This window comes from Almyronema sp., from assembly GCF_052168255.1.
Classification (GTDB): domain Bacteria; phylum Cyanobacteriota; class Cyanobacteriia; order Phormidesmidales; family Phormidesmidaceae; genus Sphaerothrix; species Sphaerothrix epifaneia.
In genome coordinates this window covers 1-22,120 of record NZ_JBQLZL010000067.1, presented here as the reverse complement: position 1 = coordinate 22,120, position 22,120 = coordinate 1, and the positions used below count along the sequence as shown (strand labels likewise).

21 protein-coding genes are annotated in these 22,120 nt (G+C 50.8%); 12 read left to right on the top strand and 9 right to left on the bottom strand.

Annotated elements, in window-relative coordinates:
- Window positions 1-311 precede the first annotated feature (311 nt).
- The 4 genes from ACTS3T_RS14910 (at window position 312) to ACTS3T_RS14895 (ending at window position 3,051) form a co-directional block, all read left to right on the top strand.
- On the top strand, window positions 312-848 hold the full coding sequence (locus ACTS3T_RS14910; protein WP_462935239.1) for a GAF domain-containing protein: 537 nt from the start codon (window positions 312-314) through the stop codon (window positions 846-848).
- The gene (locus ACTS3T_RS14905) at window positions 839-1,654 is read left to right on the top strand and encodes a 3'-5' exonuclease (protein WP_377966901.1); all 816 of its coding nucleotides are present in this window, start codon (window positions 839-841) and stop codon (window positions 1,652-1,654) included. The genes ACTS3T_RS14910 and ACTS3T_RS14905 overlap by 10 nt, the downstream gene beginning before the upstream one ends.
- A gap of 86 nt (window positions 1,655-1,740) precedes the next feature.
- Window positions 1,741-2,580 carry a TIGR02587 family membrane protein gene (locus tag ACTS3T_RS14900; RefSeq protein WP_377966899.1) on the top strand — a complete coding sequence of 280 codons (840 nt, stop codon included), beginning with the start codon at window positions 1,741-1,743 and terminating at the stop codon, window positions 2,578-2,580.
- 12 nt (window positions 2,581-2,592) lie between these two features.
- On the top strand, window positions 2,593-3,051 hold the full coding sequence (locus tag ACTS3T_RS14895; protein WP_377966897.1) for a TIGR02588 family protein: 459 nt from the start codon (window positions 2,593-2,595) through the stop codon (window positions 3,049-3,051).
- A gap of 80 nt (window positions 3,052-3,131) precedes the next feature.
- Here ACTS3T_RS14895 and leuD read toward each other — a convergent pair whose 3' ends face one another.
- Window positions 3,132-3,731 carry a 3-isopropylmalate dehydratase small subunit gene (gene leuD, locus ACTS3T_RS14890; RefSeq protein ID WP_377966895.1) on the bottom strand — a complete coding sequence of 200 codons (600 nt, stop codon included), beginning with the start codon at window positions 3,729-3,731 and terminating at the stop codon, window positions 3,132-3,134.
- Window positions 3,732-3,981: 250 nt separating this feature from the next.
- Here leuD and ACTS3T_RS14885 point away from each other — a divergent pair, with 250 nt between their 5' ends.
- Window positions 3,982-4,542, top strand: a complete 561-nt coding sequence (locus tag ACTS3T_RS14885) for a pyridoxamine 5'-phosphate oxidase family protein (protein WP_377966893.1) — start codon at window positions 3,982-3,984, stop codon at window positions 4,540-4,542.
- Here ACTS3T_RS14885 and ACTS3T_RS14880 read toward each other — a convergent pair.
- The 4 genes from ACTS3T_RS14880 to ACTS3T_RS14865 all read right to left on the bottom strand — a co-directional run bounded on the left by ACTS3T_RS14880 (window position 4,530) and on the right by ACTS3T_RS14865 (window position 10,762).
- The gene (locus tag ACTS3T_RS14880; RefSeq protein WP_377966891.1) at window positions 4,530-6,317 is read right to left on the bottom strand and encodes a sugar phosphorylase; all 1,788 of its coding nucleotides are present in this window, start codon (window positions 6,315-6,317) and stop codon (window positions 4,530-4,532) included. The two genes, ACTS3T_RS14885 and ACTS3T_RS14880, sit on opposite strands and share 13 nt — an antisense overlap.
- Before the next feature lie 456 nt (window positions 6,318-6,773).
- Window positions 6,774-7,421, bottom strand: a complete 648-nt coding sequence (locus ACTS3T_RS14875; protein WP_377966889.1) for a Crp/Fnr family transcriptional regulator — start codon at window positions 7,419-7,421, stop codon at window positions 6,774-6,776.
- A 181-nt stretch (window positions 7,422-7,602) separates the two neighbouring features.
- A complete protein-coding gene (locus ACTS3T_RS14870; RefSeq protein WP_462935238.1) occupies window positions 7,603-8,172 on the bottom strand; it encodes a hypothetical protein in 570 nt (189 codons plus the stop codon).
- A 94-nt stretch (window positions 8,173-8,266) separates the two neighbouring features.
- Window positions 8,267-10,762, bottom strand: coding sequence for a beta strand repeat-containing protein (locus ACTS3T_RS14865; RefSeq protein ID WP_377966885.1), 2,496 nt, complete (start codon window positions 10,760-10,762; stop codon window positions 8,267-8,269).
- 756 nt (window positions 10,763-11,518) lie between these two features.
- On the opposite strand from ACTS3T_RS14865, the gene ACTS3T_RS14860 reads away from it, so the two are divergent.
- Window positions 11,519-12,388 (top strand): SDH family Clp fold serine proteinase, encoded by an 870-nt coding sequence (locus ACTS3T_RS14860; RefSeq protein ID WP_377966883.1) that lies wholly within the window; start codon window positions 11,519-11,521, stop codon window positions 12,386-12,388.
- A gap of 125 nt (window positions 12,389-12,513) precedes the next feature.
- On the opposite strand, the gene ACTS3T_RS14855 is transcribed toward ACTS3T_RS14860, so the two are convergent.
- Complete coding sequence (locus tag ACTS3T_RS14855) at window positions 12,514-12,747, bottom strand: nucleotidyltransferase domain-containing protein (protein WP_377966881.1); 234 nt, start codon at window positions 12,745-12,747, stop codon at window positions 12,514-12,516.
- Window positions 12,748-12,964: 217 nt separating this feature from the next.
- On the opposite strand from ACTS3T_RS14855, the gene ACTS3T_RS14850 reads away from it, so the two are divergent.
- Window positions 12,965-13,324: a hypothetical protein gene (locus ACTS3T_RS14850; RefSeq protein ID WP_377966879.1), complete on the top strand. Its 360-nt coding sequence runs from the start codon at window positions 12,965-12,967 to the stop codon at window positions 13,322-13,324.
- A complete protein-coding gene (locus tag ACTS3T_RS14845) occupies window positions 13,321-13,734 on the top strand; it encodes an HNH endonuclease (RefSeq protein WP_377966877.1) in 414 nt (137 codons plus the stop codon). Before ACTS3T_RS14850 ends, ACTS3T_RS14845 begins: the two co-directional genes overlap by 4 nt.
- 323 nt (window positions 13,735-14,057) lie before the next feature.
- Here ACTS3T_RS14845 and ACTS3T_RS14840 read toward each other — a convergent pair whose 3' ends face one another.
- Entirely contained in the window at window positions 14,058-14,342 is a 285-nt protein-coding gene (locus tag ACTS3T_RS14840) for a hypothetical protein (protein ID WP_377966875.1), read from the bottom strand.
- A 320-nt stretch (window positions 14,343-14,662) separates the two neighbouring features.
- Between ACTS3T_RS14840 and ACTS3T_RS14835 the strand changes: the two genes are divergently transcribed.
- From ACTS3T_RS14835 to ACTS3T_RS14825, 3 genes are all read left to right on the top strand, one after another.
- On the top strand, window positions 14,663-15,772 hold the full coding sequence (locus ACTS3T_RS14835) for a hypothetical protein (RefSeq protein ID WP_377966873.1): 1,110 nt from the start codon (window positions 14,663-14,665) through the stop codon (window positions 15,770-15,772).
- A gap of 266 nt (window positions 15,773-16,038) precedes the next feature.
- Window positions 16,039-16,878 (top strand): metallophosphoesterase family protein, encoded by an 840-nt coding sequence (locus ACTS3T_RS14830; protein ID WP_377966871.1) that lies wholly within the window; start codon window positions 16,039-16,041, stop codon window positions 16,876-16,878.
- Window positions 16,879-17,057: 179 nt separating this feature from the next.
- The gene (locus tag ACTS3T_RS14825) at window positions 17,058-18,488 is read left to right on the top strand and encodes a Na+/proline symporter (protein WP_377966869.1); all 1,431 of its coding nucleotides are present in this window, start codon (window positions 17,058-17,060) and stop codon (window positions 18,486-18,488) included.
- A gap of 50 nt (window positions 18,489-18,538) precedes the next feature.
- Here the strand turns inward: ACTS3T_RS14825 and ACTS3T_RS14820 are convergent, their stop codons facing one another.
- Window positions 18,539-19,462, bottom strand: coding sequence for a lysophospholipid acyltransferase family protein (locus ACTS3T_RS14820; protein ID WP_377966915.1), 924 nt, complete (start codon window positions 19,460-19,462; stop codon window positions 18,539-18,541).
- Between the two features lie 155 nt (window positions 19,463-19,617).
- Window positions 19,618-20,586: a hydroxymethylbilane synthase gene (gene hemC, locus ACTS3T_RS14815; protein ID WP_377966867.1), complete on the bottom strand. Its 969-nt coding sequence runs from the start codon at window positions 20,584-20,586 to the stop codon at window positions 19,618-19,620.
- A gap of 214 nt (window positions 20,587-20,800) precedes the next feature.
- On the opposite strand from hemC, the gene ACTS3T_RS14810 reads away from it, so the two are divergent.
- Window positions 20,801-22,090, top strand: a complete 1,290-nt coding sequence (locus ACTS3T_RS14810; RefSeq protein ID WP_377966865.1) for a tetratricopeptide repeat protein — start codon at window positions 20,801-20,803, stop codon at window positions 22,088-22,090.
- The last annotated feature ends 30 nt before the right edge of the window (window positions 22,091-22,120 follow it).

Here is a 22,120-nt window from a genome sequence, read left to right as displayed (position 1 = left end):
AACTGGCTGAAAGCTGCTAACAGAGAGTTTTTCATTTTGTCTTTAGCTACAATACTCTCTGGCAAAAGTTTAATACTTTCTAAAAGGTTGACACGAATGTAGCTAATTCCCTTAAATTTAAGGGTGAGTTTTTGATTTCTTTAAAGTCTATCGCTGTAGCCCCTGACATTAGCCGCTAATATTAAGTCACTTAACTGGCGAAAAGCCACTGGCAGAGAACTTTTCATTCTGCCTTCAGCAATAGCTACAAACAACGCTCGTTTTCTGTTTGCTTTTGTCAATCGCTTTCTTTCGCAAAGTTTCCTAAGCCTGTGCTAGAACCTCCCCTTACAAACGCCGCTTTCCAAGATGCAGGGCTGCAAAGAGTCGTCAGTCGTTTGTCTAAAACACTCGAGCGTGATCAGTTAGTTCAGGCGACGGTCGATCAGCTCAAAACTCTGTTTAACGCCGATCGCGTTGTTCTTTATTACTTCTATTGCCGCTGGCAAGGTCAAGTGACCTTTGAAGCGCTGAGCCATCCTCAACTGTCTATTTACGGTTCTACAGGAGCAGAACAGTGCTTTAACGATGAGTATGCCGACAAGTATTTAAAGGGGCGCATCCAGGCGATCGCCGACGTTGAACAAGCCAACATTCATCCTTGCCACCTCGACTTTTTGCGCAGTATTCAGGTCAAGGCCAATTTGGTCGCGCCGATTTTGACCCAGCAAGGTCTATGGGGCTTGCTGATTGCCCATCACTGCCAGTCTCCTCGTACCTGGAGCGCTCAGGACGTTGAGGCGATGCGAACCGCAGCCCATCAACTTGCGACGGCTCCAGCCATTGGCGATAGCTCAATATGGCCTTAGAGCATCAATCCACCAAAGCCCAATCGGCGCTGCTTTCCACAGACCTGCTCGCTTATTACCGCCACATTAGTCAGGCCGATCTCAGCATCGTTGATCTAGAAACCACAGGGTCGTTGGCTTACAAGGCTAGAGTGATCGAAGTTTCAGTGCTGCAAGCCAGCCTAGCTAACGGCATTCAATTTCAGCAAACCGATTTAATCAATCCGGGCGTACACATCCCTGCCCAGGTGACGCGGATTACGGGACTGACCCAGGCGATGATTGCTCCGGCGATCGCCCCTGAAGCCGTTTGGCCTCAGTATCAGCCGTTGCTAACCACAGGCGTTTTAACCGCCCACAACCTTGCCTTTGACTACCGCTTTTTGCAGTCAGAGTATCAGCGCTTAGGCCAGACCTTTGAGCGATCGCCGAGCCAGCAGTTTTGTACCGTCTTGCTTTCACGGCTCATGCTAGCCGATTTACCCTCCCGCAGCCTGCCCAAGCTAGTCGAGCATTTTGGTTTTGATGTTTCTGAGTCTCATCGGGCTGCTGCCGATGCGTTAGCCTGTTGGTACCTAGCAGAATATCTACTGCGGCAAATTCAGCAAGAACCAGATGAAGTAATTTTGCAGCGGTTTGGTCAGCAGTGGATGCGGCTAAAAGATGCAGCCAAACTGCTCAAGTGCCGTAAAGATGAAGCGTATGCTCTACTGGAAAAAGCTCAGATAGCGCCTCGTCTATCTCGCAGCCAAAAGCCGCTTTATCGGCGTGGCGAGGTTGAAAAGGTTTTCTGGCAGCAACAGACGCAGCAGCTTTCACTGTTGTAGCGGCTATAGCGACCTGCCAGCAGGTTTACGCTGCCGCAACAGTCGGTTTTACGAGGGGAAAGACTATCAATATCTGGCGCGAAGAATTGCAGGCTGTGTTACGGGGAGCTTCGGGGAGCTTTTTATTTGGTATTCCGCTGCTATACACCATTGAAGTGTGGTCGATTGGTTCGGCAGCCCAGCCCCCCTTGCTGCTGACTGTTTTGGGTACAACTTTTGTGGTTGTTTTGCTACTGACTGAAATTGAAGGCTTCCGGCGAACGCTGACGCTACATCCGCTAGAAGCCATCTTAGAAAGTATTGAAGCCTTGGGGATTGGGTTGGTCTGTGCGGCGATCGCGCTTGTTTTGCTGCGCCGAGTTACGTTAGAAACACCGCTTTCTGAAGCGCTGGGCAAGCTGATTTTTGAAGGCGTACCTTTTTCAATTGGGGTAGCCCTTGCCCGATCGACGTTGAGCCGCAGCCTCGATAATCGCGCCCGTCGTACCGTCAATCGTCCGCGTCTCTTGGCGGCACCGTCTTTGTTTAGCGTGCGAGATACGCTGGTTGACCTAGATGCCACGCTGATCGGAACAATTTTGATTGCTTTTAGCATTGCCCCGACTGAAGAAATCCCGATTCTGGCTGCCGACATTCCCCCCCTTTGGTTGTTGCTACTGATGGCCGCTTCTCTGGTATTTTCGTATGGCATCGTTTTTGCTTCAGGATTTAGCGATCGCAGCGAACGGCGTCAGCGAGGGCTGTTAATTAGCCCCATAACGGAAACGTTAGTCGCCTATTTGGTCGCCCTTTTAGCATCGGTGATCATGCTGATCTTCTTTCAACAGCTCACCCTGCAAGATCCCTGGCAAGAATGGTTAGGCGATACGATTGTTTTGGCCTTGCCTGCTGCCATCGGCGGCGCTGCCGGACGCATTTTGATCTAACACTTGAGTTTAATGACCCAGAATAACTCAGCTACCGCCGCAGAAACGGTTGCCCCAGACCTAGACGCCGATCAGTCCACCTTGCTATCAGAGCCGCCCCGCACCTTAGCAGAGTGGATAACCTTAGCCGTTACCAGCTTGATTTTGGCAATTCTAGTGGGTCTAGTAGTTTACGACTGGCGCGTCAATCAAAATCGTCCGCCGGCCTTTCAGGTAGAAATCACCGAAACCGCTCGGATTACAGATGGACGCTACTATGTACCCTTTGCTATCACCAATACAGGCGGTCGCGTCGCCCGTACCGTCCAGGTTACCGCCGCCCTACATCTAGAGGGAATAGACGACGAAGCCGGAGAGCAACAAATAGACTTTCTCTCTGGCAATGAGCGTAAGCGAGGCAGTTTTGTCTTCAATCATGATCCGCAAGCAGGCGAGTTGCTGATCCGAGTAGCTAGCTACCGCCTGCCGTAAAATCAACCAGGATTCAATTATCTGATGGCTTCCGCCGCTGGTTCAATCGCCCTAACTAAACATGACCGGGGCCAAAACCGTCATCCAGCTTGCTGCCAGTTCAGGTAAGGAAGGTGCGTCGCAGTGGCGCGAATGGCGTCGGCATTAGCAACTAACTGGCCGCAAGCATCCCAGGTACCACTCAGAAACATCTGGCGAGGCCCTTCATTCATAGCAATAGCGGCCTCCCAGTCACCACAGTAAACCTTCATTTCACCTAGATCGAGTTTGACAGATAGCTGCGGATCAGCTTGCACGCTGGCTTGTAATTGCTTGACGATATCAGCCTCTGCCGTGACGCAGGGAACCCCCATGGCCACGCAGTTGCCAAAGAAAATTTCGGCAAAACTTTCGCCAATCAGCCCTTTGATGCCCCAACGAGCGATCGCCTGTGGCGCATGTTCTCGCGAAGAACCGCAGCCAAAGTTACGATTGACAACTAAAATTTCGGCTCCCTGGTACTGCGGTTGATCAAACGGATGCTGACCCTCTGTTTGGGCGCGATCGTCAGCAAAAACCTGCTCACCCAAACCATCAAAGGTGACACAGCGAAGAAACCGAGCCGGAATAATGCGATCGGTATCGATATCATCGCCCACTAGGGGAATCCCTCTGCCTGTGATAGCGTGAACTTCATTCATGGTGACTGTCTTTGTAACTCAACCTTTACCCAAGTCAACTCATCTTAGCGCTTTTGGGCAGGCGCTAAGGGAGCGCGATCGCTTTTTTGTCCGGCAGGAATAAAGGCGATCGCGGCAAACTTTTACACACAGGTTTGCCGCAAAACTTAGCTGTTTTATCAAACATCTGCTACACTCGCCCGTGCGATTCATTCGCCTAGCTCATCGCCATTCACCTGGTTACGCTTAAAAATCACTGGTTCCTTTTCTCATGGCTAAACTCTTCTCCACAATCACCCCAGAGCTACAGCAATTCATTGAGAGCCAACATCTCTTCTTTGTAGGCACCGCCCCTCTCAGTGCCGAGGGGCACGTCAACCTCTCGCCCAAAGGCTTAGAAACCTTTCGAGTGCTTACGCCTTTACAGGTAGGGTATCTAGACCTTACGGGCAGCGGCAACGAAACCTCCGCTCATCTACAGCAAAACGGTCGAATTACGTTTTTGTTTTCGGCCTTTACTGGCTCACCTCGGATTTTGCGCCTGTACGGCAAAGGCCGAGTCATTCTACCCACTGAACCTGACTGGAAGGCGCTAGCGTCTCACTTTCCAGACTTACCAGGATGTCGCCAACTGATTGTGGCAGACATTCACCGCGTCCAAACTTCTTGTGGTTTTGGGGTACCGCTCTATCGTTATGAAGGGCAGCGCCCAACCTTGGTAGATTGGGCCAGCAACAAGAGTGACTCTGCCCTCCGAGACTACCAGATCACTAAAGGCAGCCAAAGTATTGACGGCTTACCGACCCCCTTAGCCCAAGCTCAAGACAGATAAACTGACCACCCATCTAGATCGTCCTTAGGCTCCAGTTTGTTCGTAATCCAAACTGACTGGTAGGGCTGCAAAATATGAGTGGCTTCAAAATCTTCAAAGCGCTCACCACTAATTAAGTCACACCAGCTATCAGTGCTAACCAGGTTTAAGTGACCCAACTGCAGTTCTTGGGGTTTGTTGCTGAGATTGTGCACTGAGAAGATGCTTTGGTCGCGGGTAACGCTTTGTCGCCAAAACGCAAACAGAGCCGGATTGAGCGGATGCAGAGTGTACTGTGTTGCATTAGGGTGAAAAGCCCCTTGCTGCCGCCGAATTTTGATCAGGCGGCAGAGTTCTTTAAGTACCCTGGCGTGGGTTGAAGTTGGATCTTGTAGCTGAGCGTCTAACGCCTGGTAGTCCCAACGGCGACGGTTAATTGAGCGATTGCGGCCTGTCCGCTTAACATGGTCGTGATCGTTAGGCGTTGCCAGCAAGCTATGAATATAAAAAGCCGGAATGCCTTCTAGCGACATCATCAGCGTTTGAGAGCAAAGAAACCGCTCCACTTGCCATTCGTCTTCTCCGGCAACCGTACCTTTGAGCGCATCAAAGAGTGAAATGTTGACCTCGTAGGGGCTTTCAGTGCCATCAGGCCGCTGACGCATGCTGATTTTGCCCCCAAACTTCTGCATTGTTTCCAGCAGCGTGTGGTATTCATCTTCGGCCAACAGCCCTTCGGCTGGGCGCAAACCAATGCCATCATGAGAGGCTGTAAAGTTAAAGTAAGCGCAGCCTAACGGGGCTGGCGGCATACTCATCATCCAGGTTTTGAGGTGTTCAGACTTGCCTTGCAGTAAGGCATTCAGCAACAAGGGCGGCAAGCTGAAGTTGTAGATCATGTGGGCTTCGTTGCGGTTGCCAAAATAGCTGAGATTTTCGCGGTTGGGGACGTTAGTTTCAGTAATGATGGCAATTCCAGGATCGATCATCTGGAGCATCTCGCGCATTAGCCGCACAATTGCGTGGGTTTCGCGCAAATGAATGCAAGGGGTGCCGACTTTTTTCCATAAAAAGCCGACGGCGTCTAAGCGGATGTATCTAGCGCCTGCTTGAATGTAAAACAGCAGAATCGAAAGATACTCGATGAGAACGTTAGGATTGGCAAAGTTGACGTCAATTTGGTCTTCGCTGAAGGTGGCCCAAACATACTTTTCGCCATTGATGGTATCAACTTTAACGAGCAGGGGGGTGCTGCGAGGTCGCACCACTGCTGAGAGATCTTCGCTAGGGTCTACTTCAATAAAGTAATCGCAGCCCGGTTTTTTGCCCTCTTTGAATTCTTGAAACCACCTGCACTCGCTAGAAACATGGTTAACGACAAAGTCAACCATGAGGTTGAACTGACTGGAAATACGTTTAATATCCTGCCATTCGCCCAGTTCAGGATTAACTTGGAGGTAATCTATTACAGCAAAACCGTCATCGGAGCTGTAGGGAAAAAACGGCAAAATATGAACGCCAGTGATGGTGTCTTTGAGATATTTTTCTAAAAAGCGATCGAGGGTGAAGAGCGGTTTTTCGCCTGCCTGGGTGATGCTGTCTCCATAAGTGATGAGCATAACATTGTCTTGGCTCCACTTGCGAAAGTCTTCGTCAATAGAGTCGCCAAAGTGTTCTTCTAGTAGCGAAAAGAGACGCGGAGCAAGCGATTCAGCCGTATCCGCACCATACACAATTGTCAGTAAGGGCTTGATATGGGATAAAAATTTTTCGTATTTGTTGATAGAGGTCAGCATGGTTGCATCTTCTCCTTACTGGGCGAGGTTGAGCAGAGGTTAAGTGAGCGATCGCTAATGCCTATCCCTACTTAGGACAATGCCCACCGGGCAAAGCAGCAAGCTGCTTTAACTGATGGGCTAACTCAAAAGTATTGGACGATGGACGGGTAGCAAGGTGCAGTCGTTGGCTTGACGCTAAAGCCGCCTTTGAGAGATGGGTTCCTTGAAGGCACCTCGTCAGGCAGACAATAGACTCAACCGTTGCCCGCGTTCAGGCTTGGGTAAAACTTTGTTAAGGGCAGTATAATTCCCCAGTTTTTGCCAAAGCGTATCAGTTTACTCATTTACAGCCTTTTTGGGCTGCAAGCAGATTGGTTCTGACTACCCTAGCGCAGGAAGTACCCCTTTTAGACGGCATTAAACCAGTCTTCATGGCTGTTTAAATTCTGTAGCGATCGCCTTAGGCTTTGTTACTTAACTAACCAGGCGAGAAAAAGACGTGAAGCCAGCAGTGGGCGGCGACAAAATTAAAAACCGCTGATGTGTCGTCAGCCAGCCTTCAGCCTTGAAGTCTTTCAGCAAACGAGTAACTGTCACCCGCGTAGTACCAATTGCCGTTGCTATTTGGTGATGGGTGAGCCGAATATTGATGCGAATGCCACGCTCATCAACCTGGCCAAATTCGTCAGCTATCAGCATTAGCAAATGTCGCAGGCGATCGCCTACTAGGCGCTTACCAGAGAGGGCTAGCCATGCTTCAGACTGTTGCAACCGTCGAGTCATTTGGCGAAATAAACCCGCCATCAACACTGGCGATGACTCTACTTCAGCCATTGAAAGGGGCAAAATATCAACATCCGTCAGGGCATCGGCCCAGTAAGGATCTACCGTAGTTAGAGGTAAGCCCAGGGGAGAAGAAGCGCCTGCTAACCCCAGCAGTGTCTCGCTGCCGTCTGGCTGAATGGTGAAAAGCTGCACCACCCCACGGCAAACCAAAATAATTTCGTGGGCGCGGAGGGGAATGGACTGACCTGCTGTGTAAGCAGTGAGCGATCGCTCCTGATACAGCTGCTCTAGTACCTCAACAAAGTCTGGACGAGGCTGCGTTTGAGTTATCGGCATTGGTCAGTTCCACATACTTAGCTGCATGATTGACGAGCAAGCTTAAAAGTAGGGGATGAAAAGGTTAAGATTTAATAAAAACGACGTTAATGTATCGTTGACTACTTCATCGCTGCCATCCGGTAAGCGGTCAGTCAGGAGCCTCTCAACTGACTGACCGCAACTCTGCCAGCGTCAGCGTTTAACGAACTTCAACCTGATAGTTAGCCACCAAGCTAGTACTCGGATTGGCTTGAGCGAACTGCCAGCGGATATGGGTATAGGCTTCTGCCGGGGCAGGTTGGGTCACGACCGAACCATCTGCTAGGGTAACCGAAATAGTCGGTGCCGCCACAAACTGATTTCCCCCATCAATGCTGAAAGTGATTACTGTATTGTCATCAGCCGTCGCTGTCTCCAGAATATAGACTGTGTTGTCGGGAACGGGCTGCACAATGGCCAAGTCGGATACGGGGCGATCGCTCAAATTTTGAATATCTAGCCAGTAGCGCAAAGTATCGCCGGGTTGCACTTGAATTTGATCGCCCTCTAAGCTTTGCCAGCGGCTAACTGTCTCCCCTTGGGCATCTAGCTCAATTACTTTTTGCTCAACAGCTAGTTGCATCACAATCGGATTTTCCTCCGACTGTAGGTTTTGGGCGATCGCTTGACTGAATTGCTGCACGCGGGCCCAAACGGGCAACTCCAGGACGACAGGCGTGGCTAACATGGCTGCACAAGCACTTAGCCCAATTAGAAGTCGCTTCAACATCGATCTCTCCAGAATAGACAATTCTAAAAATTTAGCGGTGGTAAGGTTGATCCAGCTCAAGCCAGAGGCGCGATCGCACCTCTGGCATCCGTCTCTAGTTCAAGCGACGCTGGAAGGTAAACGTACGCGATTCACCAGGTACCAGCGGCTCCAGCACCGTATCGACATAGCGGGTTACATCTAAGTCAACCGTCAAACCCGCAATATCTGTAGAAACAGTCGCCCCCAAGCTACCGCTGAAATAAGCAATAATCGAGCCAAGCCCACCGGAACTGTCAGTGGCCGAGCCAACTACATTGCTCGTATCAATAACGCCATCGCCGTTGTTGTCTTTGCCCCAATTGCTATTGGCTGAAGTGCCATCGTCAGTAATGATGATGCCCGTCAAATTCAAAGTCGAGTTGCCGCTGCCCTGCTCAGGTGCCGAAATATTGGTGTAGGTAATGCGGTACTCAATGATATTTCCAGGAGCTGGATTTTTAGCGGCTGTACTAAAAACGCTATCAGCTGGACTAACGGCTGGGCCGCTTCCTGGCAAAATACGAGACTCCTTCACCAGTCGCAAGACACCGTTATAAACCCGATCAATCGTGTCGTTGTAAGTTTCTCCAGCATCAAAGGCATCATTATTGTTTGTGTCTGCATAGGCTCGCAGAGTAACGGGGTAGCCTGCACCAGTATCGGTTGAAAGCGCAGTGCCAGCAGGTAGATTGACGATAACGCTGTAGTTAATTGGTAGCCCAGCCCCCAAGGTAAAGCCAACGCCCGGTAGCGGTGTTAGTGCGCCCAGTATATTACCTAAAAGTCCACCCAGTAAGGGATCAAGGCTGGTCAGTAAAGCTGAATCCAAATCAGCCGCTAGCTCACCCAACGTATTGAGCGCATCGAAGTCACTACCATTCCAGCGGTAAGCTGCTAATCCACCGTTTAGATCAGCAATCAAAACCTCAGTGCCCACTGGCAAATTGGCCGCAGGGATAGGTTCTACCCGCACATCCGTCAGCAGTGAAGTGTTGGGATTGCGCAGAGTATTGGTAAAGGCGACGGGCAGGGGGTTGGTGGTAGCGCCAGGAGGCGTGTTGGAGGGAACAAAGGCAACCTGGTTAGTAAAGTCATCGTTGTTATCAGTAGGGCCAACGGCACTAGCTGAAAGGTTAGGCCCATTCAAAATTTGGCTTTGGCCGACTAGCGTTAAAACGTTGACTTCACCGCCTGTTCCCGTTCCGGTGTTGTCGTTGTTAGTGTCTTCGCCTTGTATTGCCGGATTTGCAATGCCTGTCGTCGGTGTGTTAGAACCCACTGAACCGTCATCATTGAAGTTGCTGGGGTTCTGGTCACCAGATTCATCGTAAACCAGGCTGTTGGTCGGATCGCCTTCTGTTTCACCAAAAACTTGGGCAATGTTGTTGATGCTGGCGCTTGAGGTCAGAACGCCATCGGTTTCGACGGTGTAGGAAAAGCCTGTAGTGCTGGTGCCCGTTGCTAAGGTGCCATCGTAGATAAAACCAATGCGAGTGACCAAGGCCAGATTGACAGGAACAATAGTCGTCCAGGTAGCATCGTCAGCGCTAACCGTGGTAGGAACCGTGGTATAAACGGTTGTCCATCCGGCGGGCGGGGTGGCGACGCTAGCCAAGCTGGTCTGTTCAGGAATTGCTGCTGAAATCAACACTCGATCAACAGGCAAAATTTGGCCGAGCAAGCTGATGGGGGTACCGACCAAGTTGGCAGGATTCAAACCGCTACTGCCTGCCGGAGCAGAGGTTTCGACGTCGAGGCTGAGTTCGTAGGTAATTTCGTCGTCGTTGATAGCGTTAGCCGTTCCGTTGTCGTCGTAGTTGGAGCGCACGTTTAGCAAGGTGGCAAAGGCTTGAGGTTTAGCCGCGACCGTAGCGGTTTGCACTGCACTGGCTTCTCGTTCGCCGTTGAGGGGTGAGCCATCGGTTTCGCCAGGAGCGCCATTGGCAGCATCTACGGTACGAACTTCGTCAACTCCGGCGCTATCGGGTGCATCGGGTTGGTTTTGAGTAGCTGCCGTATTGTCGTTGGGAGCCGTATTCCCAAACTGGACAGAAATAGAATCGCCTGTAGCTGCGGTAGGCGCTACTTGAACTGTGACGTTAACATCAATAGCCTCACCAACGCCGATAACATTGGTGACTAAACCAGTTGAGGGAATAGTAGTTTCAAAAGTGCCGTCGCCGTTTAAATCGGCAGTAATAGTTGTGAGGGTAGCCGATCCAGAAACCACGGCCTGACCAGGCAAGAAAAAGCGGGTTGCATCATTACCGAGGTTTGTTACTTGAAATCTATAAATAAGGGAGTCACCCGGAGCCACTGTTCCCCCGCTGGTATCAGTAACACCCTGGCTGCTAACGGTAATACCTGCCACTTCAGCCACTTCAACTGAGACGGTGTTGGAAGTGGCATTGTTGAGGACGTTAACCCCTAAGTTGTTGACGTAGTTAAACTCAGCCGTTGCTTGGTTGGTAATTTGGGTACCAGCAGAGGTGACTTGAGCGAGTACGGGTAGGGCTGTTTGTAGCAGTCCTGCTGCAATTAAAAACTTGGCTAAGAAAACTCGTTTCAAACTATGGGATGTTACACGATTATTGCTTTTCACAAGAAGACTCCAGAGATAAGTAGGCTCGATGGTAGTAGGAGAATGCCCGCTTAAAAAATGAAGCTTCTAGGTGCTTATTCTTGAGTTTTTGGTTTTTGTTTTAGGTGTTATCTATAGTTTTGAAAATTACCAAACAAATGTTTTTTGAGTTTTTTAGTTTACTCAGGAACGCTGCCACATAAAGATTACAGAGGATATTTTTAATCCGGATGATTATAGAAAAAACTGCAATTTTCAGTATGCTTAGGTGAAAAGAATTAGATGCTTTGATTCAGGTACAAAAGAGTCGTTGAATAAGGCAACAGCCGTTAAGGGTGCTGGCGTAAAATCGCTAATGATACCAGCGTAGAACTACTGTCAGTATCAAGGTAAAACTACCGCCCTGGCTCAAGCCAAATCTACGAACTGAGTCGGAAGTTAGGGGTGACAAACCCCGTGCGTTACAAAGCTTAATGAGTAAACGTAGACGGTAAGGGCAAATATTTGGCTGAAAATCAGGCTATTCGGGGCGATCGCTGCTACCTGCCAAAATGACCCCTGTCCGCAAAAACCAAAAGGCTCACCGTCAACATGAGCCTTTTAGCCAATGGCCTCAGCCAACGAACGGGTTGCTCTATTAGTTGCTCTATTAAAAGACATAAAGTTAGCGGCTGTAGTTGCGAGTTATCTGAGCTTTGCTGTACTGATGAGGTTAGCGATCGCCCAATATCTTCACCTACAATCATGAGCTTCGGTATCTTCGACCTCTTCTGGATTTTTCTAATTATTTCTTCCGTACAACCGTTGATTCAGCGACGCATTACGGAAGCAAAGCGCCTTAGTGCTATTCAGTCGTTTGAGCGATCGCGCGGTAGCCGAGCAATTTTGCTTATCCATCGCCAAGAATCGATTAGCCTGCTGGGAATTCCCGTTTCTCGCTTCATTACGATTGAAGATTCCGAACAAGTGCTGCGGGCAATTCGGTTAACGCCGCCGGAGGTGCCCATCGACCTGATTTTGCACACGCCAGGAGGACTGGTGCTGGCGACGGAACAAATCGCGCGGGCACTGCTGCGGCATCGGGCTAAAGTGACAGTGTTTGTGCCGCACTATGCCATGAGCGGTGGCACCATGCTGGCGCTGGCCGCAGATGAGATCATCATGGATGAAAATGCCGTACTTGGCCCGGTTGATCCACAGTTGGGCAATTTGCCTGCTGCTAGCTTGATCTGGGTGACGCAGGAAAAACCGATCAGTGATTTAGAAGATGAAACGCTGATTATGGCAGATGTGGCGCGAAAGGCGGTTCGCCAGGTGCAGCGATTTGTAAGAACGCTTTTGCAAGACGACATGCCCCGACAAAAAATTCCGCCAGAGAAGATCGAAAAAATTGTGGAAGCGCTGACAACGGGTGTGGTCACCCATGACTACCCCATTCCGGCGGAAGAGGCGTTAGAACTGGGGTTGCCTGTTGTGACAGGGCTACCGATGCAAATTTATGAGCTGATGGAGCTATATCCCCAACCGCAGATGGGGCGGCCTTCGGTGCAGTATGTGCCAATGCCTTATCGACGTCGCCCGGAACTGCCGGAGGGGGTGAAAGATAGACGGTAGATTACTTTGGCGATCGAAAGAATATTTTGGCGGCAAATCCAGTTTTCGCCAAGCCCGATCGCTCGTTTACCAACTAAATCGACCTTGCGGTTGAGCAAGATCTGACGCGCTTGCTGCATTCGGGTCTAATCTAAGCGTCCGCATTGGGTTTCGGAGCCAAAAGATACCAGAAAGTCGATATCGCTGGTTTCGCTAAAATCGCTACGCAGGATGGAGCCAAAAACAGCAAGTTCAATGATCAGCCAGCGATCGCAAAAATTTGCCAGATCGGGCAGATCAGCTTGAAGATAAGCTGACCGCTGTTGACCCTGCCGCTGGTTTGTAAAAGAGATTGGCTTTCCGGTAAGTGAGTCATACAAGACTGCTCATGTTTACGAAAAGTATTGTCAGGGTTATTTTCAACTTTACAGAGAAGGTGATCGCCCTTGAAACTTAACCAGCCCCTCCTACTGCTGCCCAGGCTTTGGCTGTGGCATCGCTGTTGGAGGGGTTGCTCTAGATAATTAAGCTATCTGGGCTGATAGAGTCTGGGGAGACAAGTGATAATGAAACTGGGCACTGTACTCAGTAACTGGCATGGCGCAGATTACCCTTCAACTCCCAGATGATTTAGCCGAGCGATTGGCTCCCTTCCGCGATCGCCTCCCCGAATTGTTAGAGCGAGGTCTACAGGGCTTACGCACTGAACCCACTCAGGCAGGGTTTAGCGCTGAAGAGATTATTGGGCTGCTGGCCAGTCAACCCACCCCCGAACAGATTTTAGCTATCCAACCCACACCAGATTTACAAAGCCGAGTCAGCATCTTACTGGCTCAAAGCAAAGCAGACAATTTGACGGCTAAAGAAGAGGCAGAATTAGAGCGCTATCTCACTATCGAACACCTAGTTCGCCTTGCTAAAGCTCACGCCTATGGCAAACTGCAGAAAACCGCATGAGCTACGTTTCGGTTGCCCTGAGGCAGCGCGTTATGCAGCGGGCTAACAATCAGTGTGAATATTGCCTGTTTCCCCAAAAGGCAAGTCTGTTTTCATTTGAGATGGAGCATATCATTGCCGAAAAGCATGGCGGTAAAACATCAGCAGACAACTTGGCGTTAGCTTGTCCCTACTGCAATCGGGCTAAAGGGACTGATTTAGGTTCCATCGATCCCCTGAGTGGAAAGCTGACACCTTTTTTCAATCCGAGAACTCAAGCGTGGCAAGAGGATTTTCAGATTGGCAACAACGCTGAGATCGTACCTTTAACACCTGAAGGCAGAGTGACAACTAAGATTTTGCAGTTCAATGAGCCTGAGCGGATGCTAGAGCGACAAAAACTCTTGATGTTTGAACAATACCCTGGCTAAATCTGAATAATTATTGACCTTAGCTTCTTTCGGGGTTTCCAAGCTCTGTCTGCGCAGCCGCTGTTGGAGGCGTTGCCTGCTTCAATTCAGGACTGTTATGAGCTAATAGGCGATGTGACGGGCGGCGGAGCTGCTGTATTTGTGCCCAGCCGGAGGCAAAGATCCTAACTTTTAGCTAGTTTTCAGATAGTAAAATTCAGTTTTATCGCTATTGCATTAGTGCTGGTGACTCTGGCGATCGCCTACTGGCAGCAAGGCAGACAAGCGGGGCTTTGCCTGCCTTATCGAATCAACTCAGGAATCTCGCTGCTGGCCTCCATCTACTAGCTCAAAGAGCGATAGCGCAGCAGGTAGCTTAGTACCTCGCCTTGGGCTGGGGTGATTAAAATGCCGGATGGTGGAATGGTGATCAGTTCGCTCCACTGGCCTTGGTCGGCATAGTTTAGCCTGTGCAGCGTGTGCAGGGTCGATCGCACGCCATCATTAGACCCCATGACCAAATGGCGCAAGCGCTCTCGTTCTGGCTGAGGTGGGGGAAATTGCAGACACAAAGGGTCAGCCTCTCCGGTTGCTGGCAACCGGGGATGGGGGTTGATATAGAACAACATTTTGGGATTCCTCCAAGAATCGGGTAGGAAATCCCAAAAATCTGGCCGCCCCAGACATAGCAGTACGGGACGGCCTGAGTAATAATTACTCTAGCCTCCGAGACAGCCTTACTCTGTCGAAGGGGTCAGGTGTCGGGTGTTGTTCGCTGCAACTTCCGGCACCGCTCGACCAAATTTTTGGGAAGCGACAAGCTGCACACTCACAGCTATAGCTCAAAAATCTACCCTATCTGGCCTCTCGAAGCAAGTTGAATTTGTGACAATCGCCTCTAGCAGCTCAATTCTTAACCACACTTAGTAGTTATCTTTTGGGGTCACCTATGCACCATCGCACTTCGAAAAAGCAGTTTGCTGCATCCACTGCTGCTTTAGGAAATTCTCAATTCAAATACTCGCAGACACCAACAGCAGCATCAGTTGAGTCATCGGCTAGCCAGTTTGAGTCGCGCCCCTTTCAGATTGCAGAGCCAAATTACTTTGAGCTACCCGCTTACCCATTTGCCAACCGTCCCCTTGCCCCGGTCAGCCAAACCCAAACGACCAAGGTACAAGCGCAACTAGCACAGGCAAGAAAAACAAACTTTGATCCGATGCAGGTTAGTCTGTTTCCGCGCGACAAGTCTTTGAGCCAATCTAAAGTCGCCCAAAACGAAACAGAATCTGCTGTCAGGAAAATCCATGGGGAGAAACGAGGCAACCGTGTGGCCTCAAATCATATTGTTCAGCCTAAATATTTCAAAACTGGTTTTTTCCCAGGAGACATGATTCAGGCGAAACCCTACGAGATTGTAGGAAGCAATCCTAATAGGGGAAAGGTGGAAGTAACTACAGGTGCTGATAAAGTGACCGCCACAGGCAGTATTACTAATAAGCAGACAGGAGCAAAAACACCTGTAGATGGAAGCGTTTTGTTGCACGAATACAAAATGCCTTTAAATCGGGCGCTAGCTCCGGTGCCGAAAGTGGGAATGGAAATACCCGATGCGCTACGAGTCCACAATCTAGCTGCTAATCCTAGAGGGTTAAAACTAGGGCAATTGCTGACTTATCACCACGGATTAGAAGCAGTCAGTAGAAATATTCCCTATGTGATTGCGATGAATGTTACGGCAGCTCGAGGGCCATTCTATGAACCACTTGGATTTACTGACTACAACGCTTCGCAACCTTATCAACAACTGAAAGATGAAGCGGATGCTATTGTCGCGTTTATTCAAAAAGGAGGGCCATTTGCTTACGAAGGTCACCAACAGGAACTGATTGAGCGCCTAGTGCTTGTAAGAAATTTAATGGCAGAAAGTTCAATGATTATTAGCTCTAGCGATCTCGTTGCCAACTCAAAAGAAAAATGGGAGCAGGTCTGGACAGTAGATAAGATTGAAGAAGATTCGCGGAAGGCAAGAAGTATGCAGTATGCCTACCAATATTAGTCTCAAGCCACATTGAACCAAGACCAAGCAGCAGCGAGATAGCCGTTTAGACCCCGTAGGCTGGGCGGTCGCTCAAAGGGATGCACTCTAAAATCGAATTTTCTCAGTTGGTGAAAGCTCAGGACGAACAAGAGGCGATCGCTCATTTGCCCGTCAAATTTTAGAAAGTCTGCGATTCTCATTAAAAACTCATTTTTGCCTCAGAGGTTTTCTGGTTAAATTTTGGATACTCAAAGAAACCTGGAACGACCGTAACGAGGCATTGAATGAGTTCAGCCCCTTATCGAATTCAGCTACCAGATGATTGCCAGCAAATTGCCCTGTGTGGTGGCCCCTATAGCAACTTCGCCGCTGTCGAAGCCTTTTTAGCAGCCACCGCCAACGTGCCTAATCGGTTTTGCCTGGGCGATATGGGCGGTTTTGGGCCAGATCCTAACCGCACCCTTAACCTCTTAAGGGCGGCTGAGATCACCTGTATACAGGGCAACTACGACCACGCCGTTGGCTGGGGTGAGCGCGACTGTGGTTGTGGCTATAGCGATCCACGCGATCGCCAATTTGCCCAAATCAGCTACGACTATACCTACACCCACACCGCCCCTAACCATCGTCAGTGGCTACAGCAGCTACCTGGGCAAATTTTGCTGAGCTGGCGCGATCGCCAAATTTTGCTGTGCCACGGTAGCCCTGATCAGGTGAATGAATTTGTTTGGGAAACCACCACCGCTGACTCGCAGATTCAGGCTTATTGCGATCGCTATCAGGTAGACGGCATCTGCGCCACCCATTCCGGGCTACCGTGGATTCGCACCATCAATCATGGGGCAGACACTCGCTTCTGGTTCAATGTTGGCGTGCTAGGGCGACCTGCCCACGAAGGGTTGCCCCACGTCTATTATGGTCTGTTGAGCTGGGAAGCGAAAACCGCGCAACTCATGCCCCGTCTAGTGCCTTTAACCTATGATGTAGCCGCTGTCACCCAAGCCATGCAGCAAGCAGGGCTACCGCCAGAGTTTGTTCAGTCTTTAGAGCAAGGCATTTGGACAACCTGCGCTGAGGTACTTCCCGCCGCCGAAAAAGCAGTTAAACCACGGGTTCATCGCTAGCGGCTGAGCCATCTGGGGCAAACGGCAGCTAAGCCAGCTAAATGTTTGAGCCAAACGCTGCGGCTAAGGCGCTATGCCAACGTTTTAGCTTTTCAGGCTTATCTACTCAGACGGCTAGGCTTGCCGCCAGCCAACCCCAAAACGTCCTTACCTAAAAGTTTTTTCACCCCCACGACAAGATGTTCACCATTACTCTCACCTGGGCGCTACTGGCCGGATACGGTTTTTTTATCTATCGAGTCGTCCAAGCCACCACGCCCGACAAAGTCTCAGCATCAGAATTTTTTCAGGGGCGATCGCGCCAGGGCGAAGCCCCAGGGTTGTGGCTGCTGGTCGCCAGTGCCGCTATCTCCTGGATTTTTGCTAAATCAATTGATAATGCAGCCAGTTTGGGCAGTGCCTTTGGCATTACGGGCGGCATTGGCTACGCCATTTACTATTTGAGTTTTGTCACCGCAGCGATCGCCCTTTACTTTATTCGGGTGCGAGGCGGCTATCAGTCAATTCCAGAGTTTTTGGTGAGCAAGTATGGCAAAGTCTGTGCGCGGTTGTTTTTACTGGCGATCGCGATTCGTCTGCTCAATGAAGTGTGGTCAAATACCAAGGTTTTTTCGCTGTACTTTGGCTCAGAAGGAAGCGCCGGATACTGGATTGCAGCCCTTTTAGTTACCGCCTTTACCGTTTACTACAGCTTAATTGGTGGTTTGCGCAGCAGTTTGCTCACCGATGGGGCACAGATGATTTTGGCCGCTGTGCTGCTGGTGGTGATTTTGGTTGTGTTGGGGCCAGGGCTGGTGAGCCAGGGTTTACCAGCGGTTGAACCCGAAACCCAGCTAGCGGGGCTAACCTTTTGCGGTTTGGCTTTTGTCCAGATCTTTAGCTATCCCTTTCATGACCCGGTCATGACCGATCGCGCTTTTATCACCTCTCCCAAAGTGATGCTGAAAGGGTTCATTCTGGCAGGGGTGATTAGCGGCGGCTTTATTTTGCTTTTTAGTGCAGTTGGGCTATATGCCCGCGTTTATGGGGTTGAAGGAACGCCAACCCTGGCTGTACCCGCTTTGTTTGGGTTGCCGATGTTGCTGGTCTTTAATGCCATTATGCTTACCAGTGCCGGATCTACCCTCGATTCCACCTTTTCTAGCGTGGCGAAGCTAGGGGCACGCGATTGGTCAAACCGCAAAGACAAACCCACTGAAATGCAGGCTTATATTGGCCGCTGGTGGATTGTAGCGATCGCAATTTTGGGTAATTTGCCTTTGCTAAGTATTTATCTAGGCGATCGGGTGGGGCCAGCCATTATTCTGGCAACCACAATCAGCGGCACCATGGTCATGGGGCTAGCGCCCATTTTTTTGCTGTCGTTTCTGCCGCAAGCAGGACGGCTCAGCTTTCACCTGGCTTTTTGGCCGGGTCTTATCTTTGGCATCCTGCGCGTTTTGGAAAATGCCTTTAGCAGCGCCATCTTCCCTAGCTGGGTAGCGATCGGTAGTGGTAAGTATGCTATAGACCTAGGCGTCAACGTCTACGGCGTGCTGCTGTGTACGCTGGGTTACCTGCTTGGTGCCCTTTTAAGCCATTCCCTTTCTCAGGCTGCAGCTTCGCGATAGGGCTTCGCTGGCCAGGGTCACCGCTAAATCCCCACCCCTCTTGGGTGGCGCTACCAAAAAAGATGATTAAGCAGGTAGCGAAACAGCTTTGGCCCTGGGGGTTCTTGGTAATCGGTGGGCAAAAGCTGGCGCATCGCCTCTTCCAAGCTTTCGAGGGCGGCGTCAATTTCTAGACGTTTAAGCCGATCGCGCTGCTGAAACGCCAAGGGCGAGCCAAAGCGAATAGTGAGCTTTTTACCCAGGTAAAGATCCTGAGTGCCCACAATGGCCACAGGCACAATCGGCACGCCATTGCGCAACGCATAGAGAACGGTACCGCGCTTGAGCGGATAAAGCTTCCCTTCTTGGCTGCCCAGCCGACCTTCCGGAAAGAGCAAAATGCCGTCGCCATCTGTCAGTACCGTTTCGACCGTGCGATCAATTTGTCGCAGCGATCGCACGTCGCCGCCAGAGGGTACCTGCTGTTCGATGGTTTTTGCCATTTCTGCTAGGTCGTCGCGACCCGCCGCTGCTGCTGCCATTACGGCAATTTCTTCTTTCCACCAGCGATCAAGCGGAATCACCCCACCCGCCCAGCTCAAAACCCAGCGCTTCCACCATTTGTTATAGAGAGTGCGGGCATCTCCCAAAATGTAAAAGTAGGGTTCTGGCGGAAGCTTGGCTAACAGCAAAAACGGATCGAGATGACCTAAATGGTTCGCCGCCAAAATGGCGGGTTGGGCAGGCACCGCCTCAAGATTTTCTACTTCAACGCGAAACAGCGTCAAGATAAATAGACGCATCACCCAGCGCCGCAGTTGGCCGGAAGCACGGCGATCGCAGCCTGCCCCTGCCGCCCGTTGCTCAAATTGCTCAAACGCTTCACGCACTGACCAGCGAATTAACTCACTTTGCCCCGCCTCAATGCCTTCTGCGACCCGCTGCAATACATCAGGTGTCAGAGAAACATCGGTCGGGCGATCGCGATCAGGCATACCAGTCACCCCTGCTGAAAGAGGAGCAAAAAATTTTTAGCAGTTTTTAACGGCACAACCTAGCGTACGCCTCTTTCAAGCTGAGGGCGCTACAGGCAGACGACAAAAATGAGGCCACCGCCGGATGATAGGCTAGGTGCCCATCGCCAAGCTGACTAAGCGCGATTCATCGCCGTAATTTCGTCTAAAATCGCTTGCGCCCCTTCACCGCGTAGCTGTTGAGCTAATTGTGTGCCAAGGGCTTCGGCAGTGGTGGCGGGGCCTTGCACAGTTCCCCGTACCATTTGCTGCCCGTCTAAGCTGGCTACAATACCCGATAGGGTTAGGGTATCGGCCTCTAGCACGGTGTTAACCCCAATCGGCACCTGGCACCCCCCTTCCAGTTCGCGCAGAAAGGCGCGTTCTGCGTAGCAGCGCTGGGCAGTAGGCACATGCTCTAGCACTTTTAACAGTGCCAAAATTTCTTCATCCCCTTCGCGGCATTCAATGCCTAAAGCGCCTTGGCCTACCGCGTGGAGTGAGACATCGCTCGGTAAAATCTGATGAACGCGATCGCCCATTCCCAACCTTTCTAGACCCGCCACGGCTAGGATAATGCCGTCGTATTGACCTTCATCTAGCTTGCGGAGACGGGTATTGAGGTTGCCGCGAATATCTTTAAAGCTGAGGTGAGGATAATGATGCCGTAGCTGGGCCAAGCGGCGAAGTGATGAGGTGCCAATAATTGCGCCAGGGGGCAACGTGTCGATTTGCTTATCTTTGTGTTGCTGATGCACCACCAGCGCGTCAGCCGGGTCTTCGCGCTCGGTGACGCAGCCCAGCATCAGCCCTGCGGGCAAGCGGGTGGGTAAATCTTTGAGCGAGTGAACGGCAAAGTCAATTTCGCCGTCAATCATGCAATTTTCTAGCTCTTGGGTAAATAGCCCTTTGTCGCCAATTTTAGATAGCGACACGTCTAAGACCTTATCGCCCTGCGTATCCATCGTTTTGACTTCAAAGCTCAGCTCAGGAAAATGCTTTTGTAGCTCATCTCGCACCCAATGGGTTTGCACCAAGGCAAGCTGGCTTTTGCGAGAGCCGATGCGAATTGTACGGGTAGGGGTAGCGACGGCAGACGTGGACATAGGACTATAGGTTTAAAGTCAGGCGAATTAAACAGTCTCTCAGCAGGCAAGATCTTAAGATTACCGCACTTGGGGACAGACCGTGAGCTTCTACGACATCTCGGCAATCGGCGATCGCCAATCGCTAAGGCGGGAACCAGGGAACCGGGTTAAAAGCGCTCAGGTCGTTGCTAGGTGCTAGATAATAGTGAGCGATCGCCACTTAAGGACGGGTATGAGTAGACACACTAAACACAGGCTGCGGCGAAAAGTCGGCGAGGTATTCCTTGGGGTTGCCCTAGGGGGGTGGTTGGCGATCGCTCCTGTGTTAGCCCAACAACTGGCTCCAGAGGTGATTGAGCTATTTTTAGCCGACCCCACTCAGGATGAAGTGCGCGATCCATTGCTGCCTCAACCGCCTATCCGTCGTCCCCTCAGCCCGCTCGAAAAACTGGCGCTAGAACAGCAGCTTGATCGGCTTAACCAGCAAGCTCAACAGCTTTTAGCCAGCGGCCAAACCGATGCTGCCTTTGCTTTATGGATGCGAGAAGTCCGGCTGCGGCGTACCCTCAGTTTGACCCAAGAGCTAACCGCCTTAAACCGGGTGGCTCAATATATTTGGGAGCAGGGGCGTACCTACGAAAACCAGTTGGTGCGGGCTCGTTTACAGCAGCTACAGGCAGAAGCGCTAGCGGCTGAGCCGATTAACCTTTCTTTGCTAGGTGTAGTAGGTAGCGTTTATTTAACCTTGCGAGATCAACCTGGCGCGGTTGAGGTTTATCGGCAAATTGCGGCCATTCAAGCAGAGCGAGGCAATACAGCGGCTCAAATCGTTGCGCTAGAGCAGGTGGGTTTGCTACAGCTTGACTGGTTTGAACACCTAGCGGCGGCTGAAACTTACGAAACGCTACTGGCGATCGCCCAGCAGCAAAACAACAGCCGCGCTGAAGAAACTTATTTAGAAGCGATTGTTTATAGCTATAGCGAAGCACAAGCAGCAGCAGCAGCCATTCCTTATCAGCAGCAGCTAATTGAGGTCTACCAGGCTCAGGGCAACTGGGTCAAAATTCCGCAGGTGCAGTTAGGCATTGCCCGTCATTACCGGGCATTAGATCAGCCCAATCAGGCTTTGACCTTTTATCGGCTGGCCTATGCCGGGGCGCAAGCCTCCCAGCAGTATGACTATGGCAGCCAGGTGTTGCGAGAACTCGGCGAAATCTATCAAACCCTAGGTCAGCTCGAAACAGCGCTCGACATTTACCGCATTTTGCTACAGGTAGAACGACAAACCTACAACGCCTACGGCATCATGTCAGCTTTCGATCAAATCGGCCAAATTTACCGGAGGCAAGGCAACACCACCGCCGCGAGAGCAGCTTTTCAAGAAGCTTTGATTTTGGCGAACCAACTGTCTCATCAGGAGCGTTATTTTCAAGCTCAATTGCGATCGCTGGCCACACCCTATCCCCCAGACGCGGTAGAAAGCGAGGGTTGGCGTTCAGGTTCAACACTAGATGAATCTTGAGGCTCACCACAAACTTCGGTTTGGGGCTGT

Bases quoted from the DNA above. Each gene is read 5' to 3' on its own strand.
- ACTS3T_RS14850 (WP_377966879.1), top strand. From the start codon at position 12,965: ATGGCGCAGATTACCCTTCAACTCCCAGATGATTTAGCCGAGCGATTG.
- ACTS3T_RS14825 (WP_377966869.1), top strand. From the start codon at position 17,058: ATGTTCACCATTACTCTCACCTGGGCGCTACTGGCCGGATACGGTTTT.
- ACTS3T_RS14835 (WP_377966873.1), top strand. From the start codon at position 14,663: ATGCACCATCGCACTTCGAAAAAGCAGTTTGCTGCATCCACTGCTGCT.
- ACTS3T_RS14840 (WP_377966875.1), bottom strand. From the start codon at position 14,342: ATGTTGTTCTATATCAACCCCCATCCCCGGTTGCCAGCAACCGGAGAG.
- ACTS3T_RS14845 (WP_377966877.1), top strand. From the start codon at position 13,321: ATGAGCTACGTTTCGGTTGCCCTGAGGCAGCGCGTTATGCAGCGGGCT.
- leuD (WP_377966895.1), bottom strand. From the start codon at position 3,731: ATGAATGAAGTTCACGCTATCACAGGCAGAGGGATTCCCCTAGTGGGC.
- ACTS3T_RS14870 (WP_462935238.1), bottom strand. From the start codon at position 8,172: ATGTTGAAGCGACTTCTAATTGGGCTAAGTGCTTGTGCAGCCATGTTA.
- ACTS3T_RS14830 (WP_377966871.1), top strand. From the start codon at position 16,039: ATGAGTTCAGCCCCTTATCGAATTCAGCTACCAGATGATTGCCAGCAA.
- ACTS3T_RS14905 (WP_377966901.1), top strand. From the start codon at position 839: ATGGCCTTAGAGCATCAATCCACCAAAGCCCAATCGGCGCTGCTTTCC.
- ACTS3T_RS14810 (WP_377966865.1), top strand. From the start codon at position 20,801: ATGAGTAGACACACTAAACACAGGCTGCGGCGAAAAGTCGGCGAGGTA.
- ACTS3T_RS14820 (WP_377966915.1), bottom strand. From the start codon at position 19,462: ATGCCTGATCGCGATCGCCCGACCGATGTTTCTCTGACACCTGATGTA.
- ACTS3T_RS14895 (WP_377966897.1), top strand. From the start codon at position 2,593: ATGACCCAGAATAACTCAGCTACCGCCGCAGAAACGGTTGCCCCAGAC.
- ACTS3T_RS14860 (WP_377966883.1), top strand. From the start codon at position 11,519: ATGAGCTTCGGTATCTTCGACCTCTTCTGGATTTTTCTAATTATTTCT.
- ACTS3T_RS14885 (WP_377966893.1), top strand. From the start codon at position 3,982: ATGGCTAAACTCTTCTCCACAATCACCCCAGAGCTACAGCAATTCATT.
- ACTS3T_RS14875 (WP_377966889.1), bottom strand. From the start codon at position 7,421: ATGCCGATAACTCAAACGCAGCCTCGTCCAGACTTTGTTGAGGTACTA.
- hemC (WP_377966867.1), bottom strand. From the start codon at position 20,586: ATGTCCACGTCTGCCGTCGCTACCCCTACCCGTACAATTCGCATCGGC.
- ACTS3T_RS14880 (WP_377966891.1), bottom strand. From the start codon at position 6,317: ATGCTGACCTCTATCAACAAATACGAAAAATTTTTATCCCATATCAAG.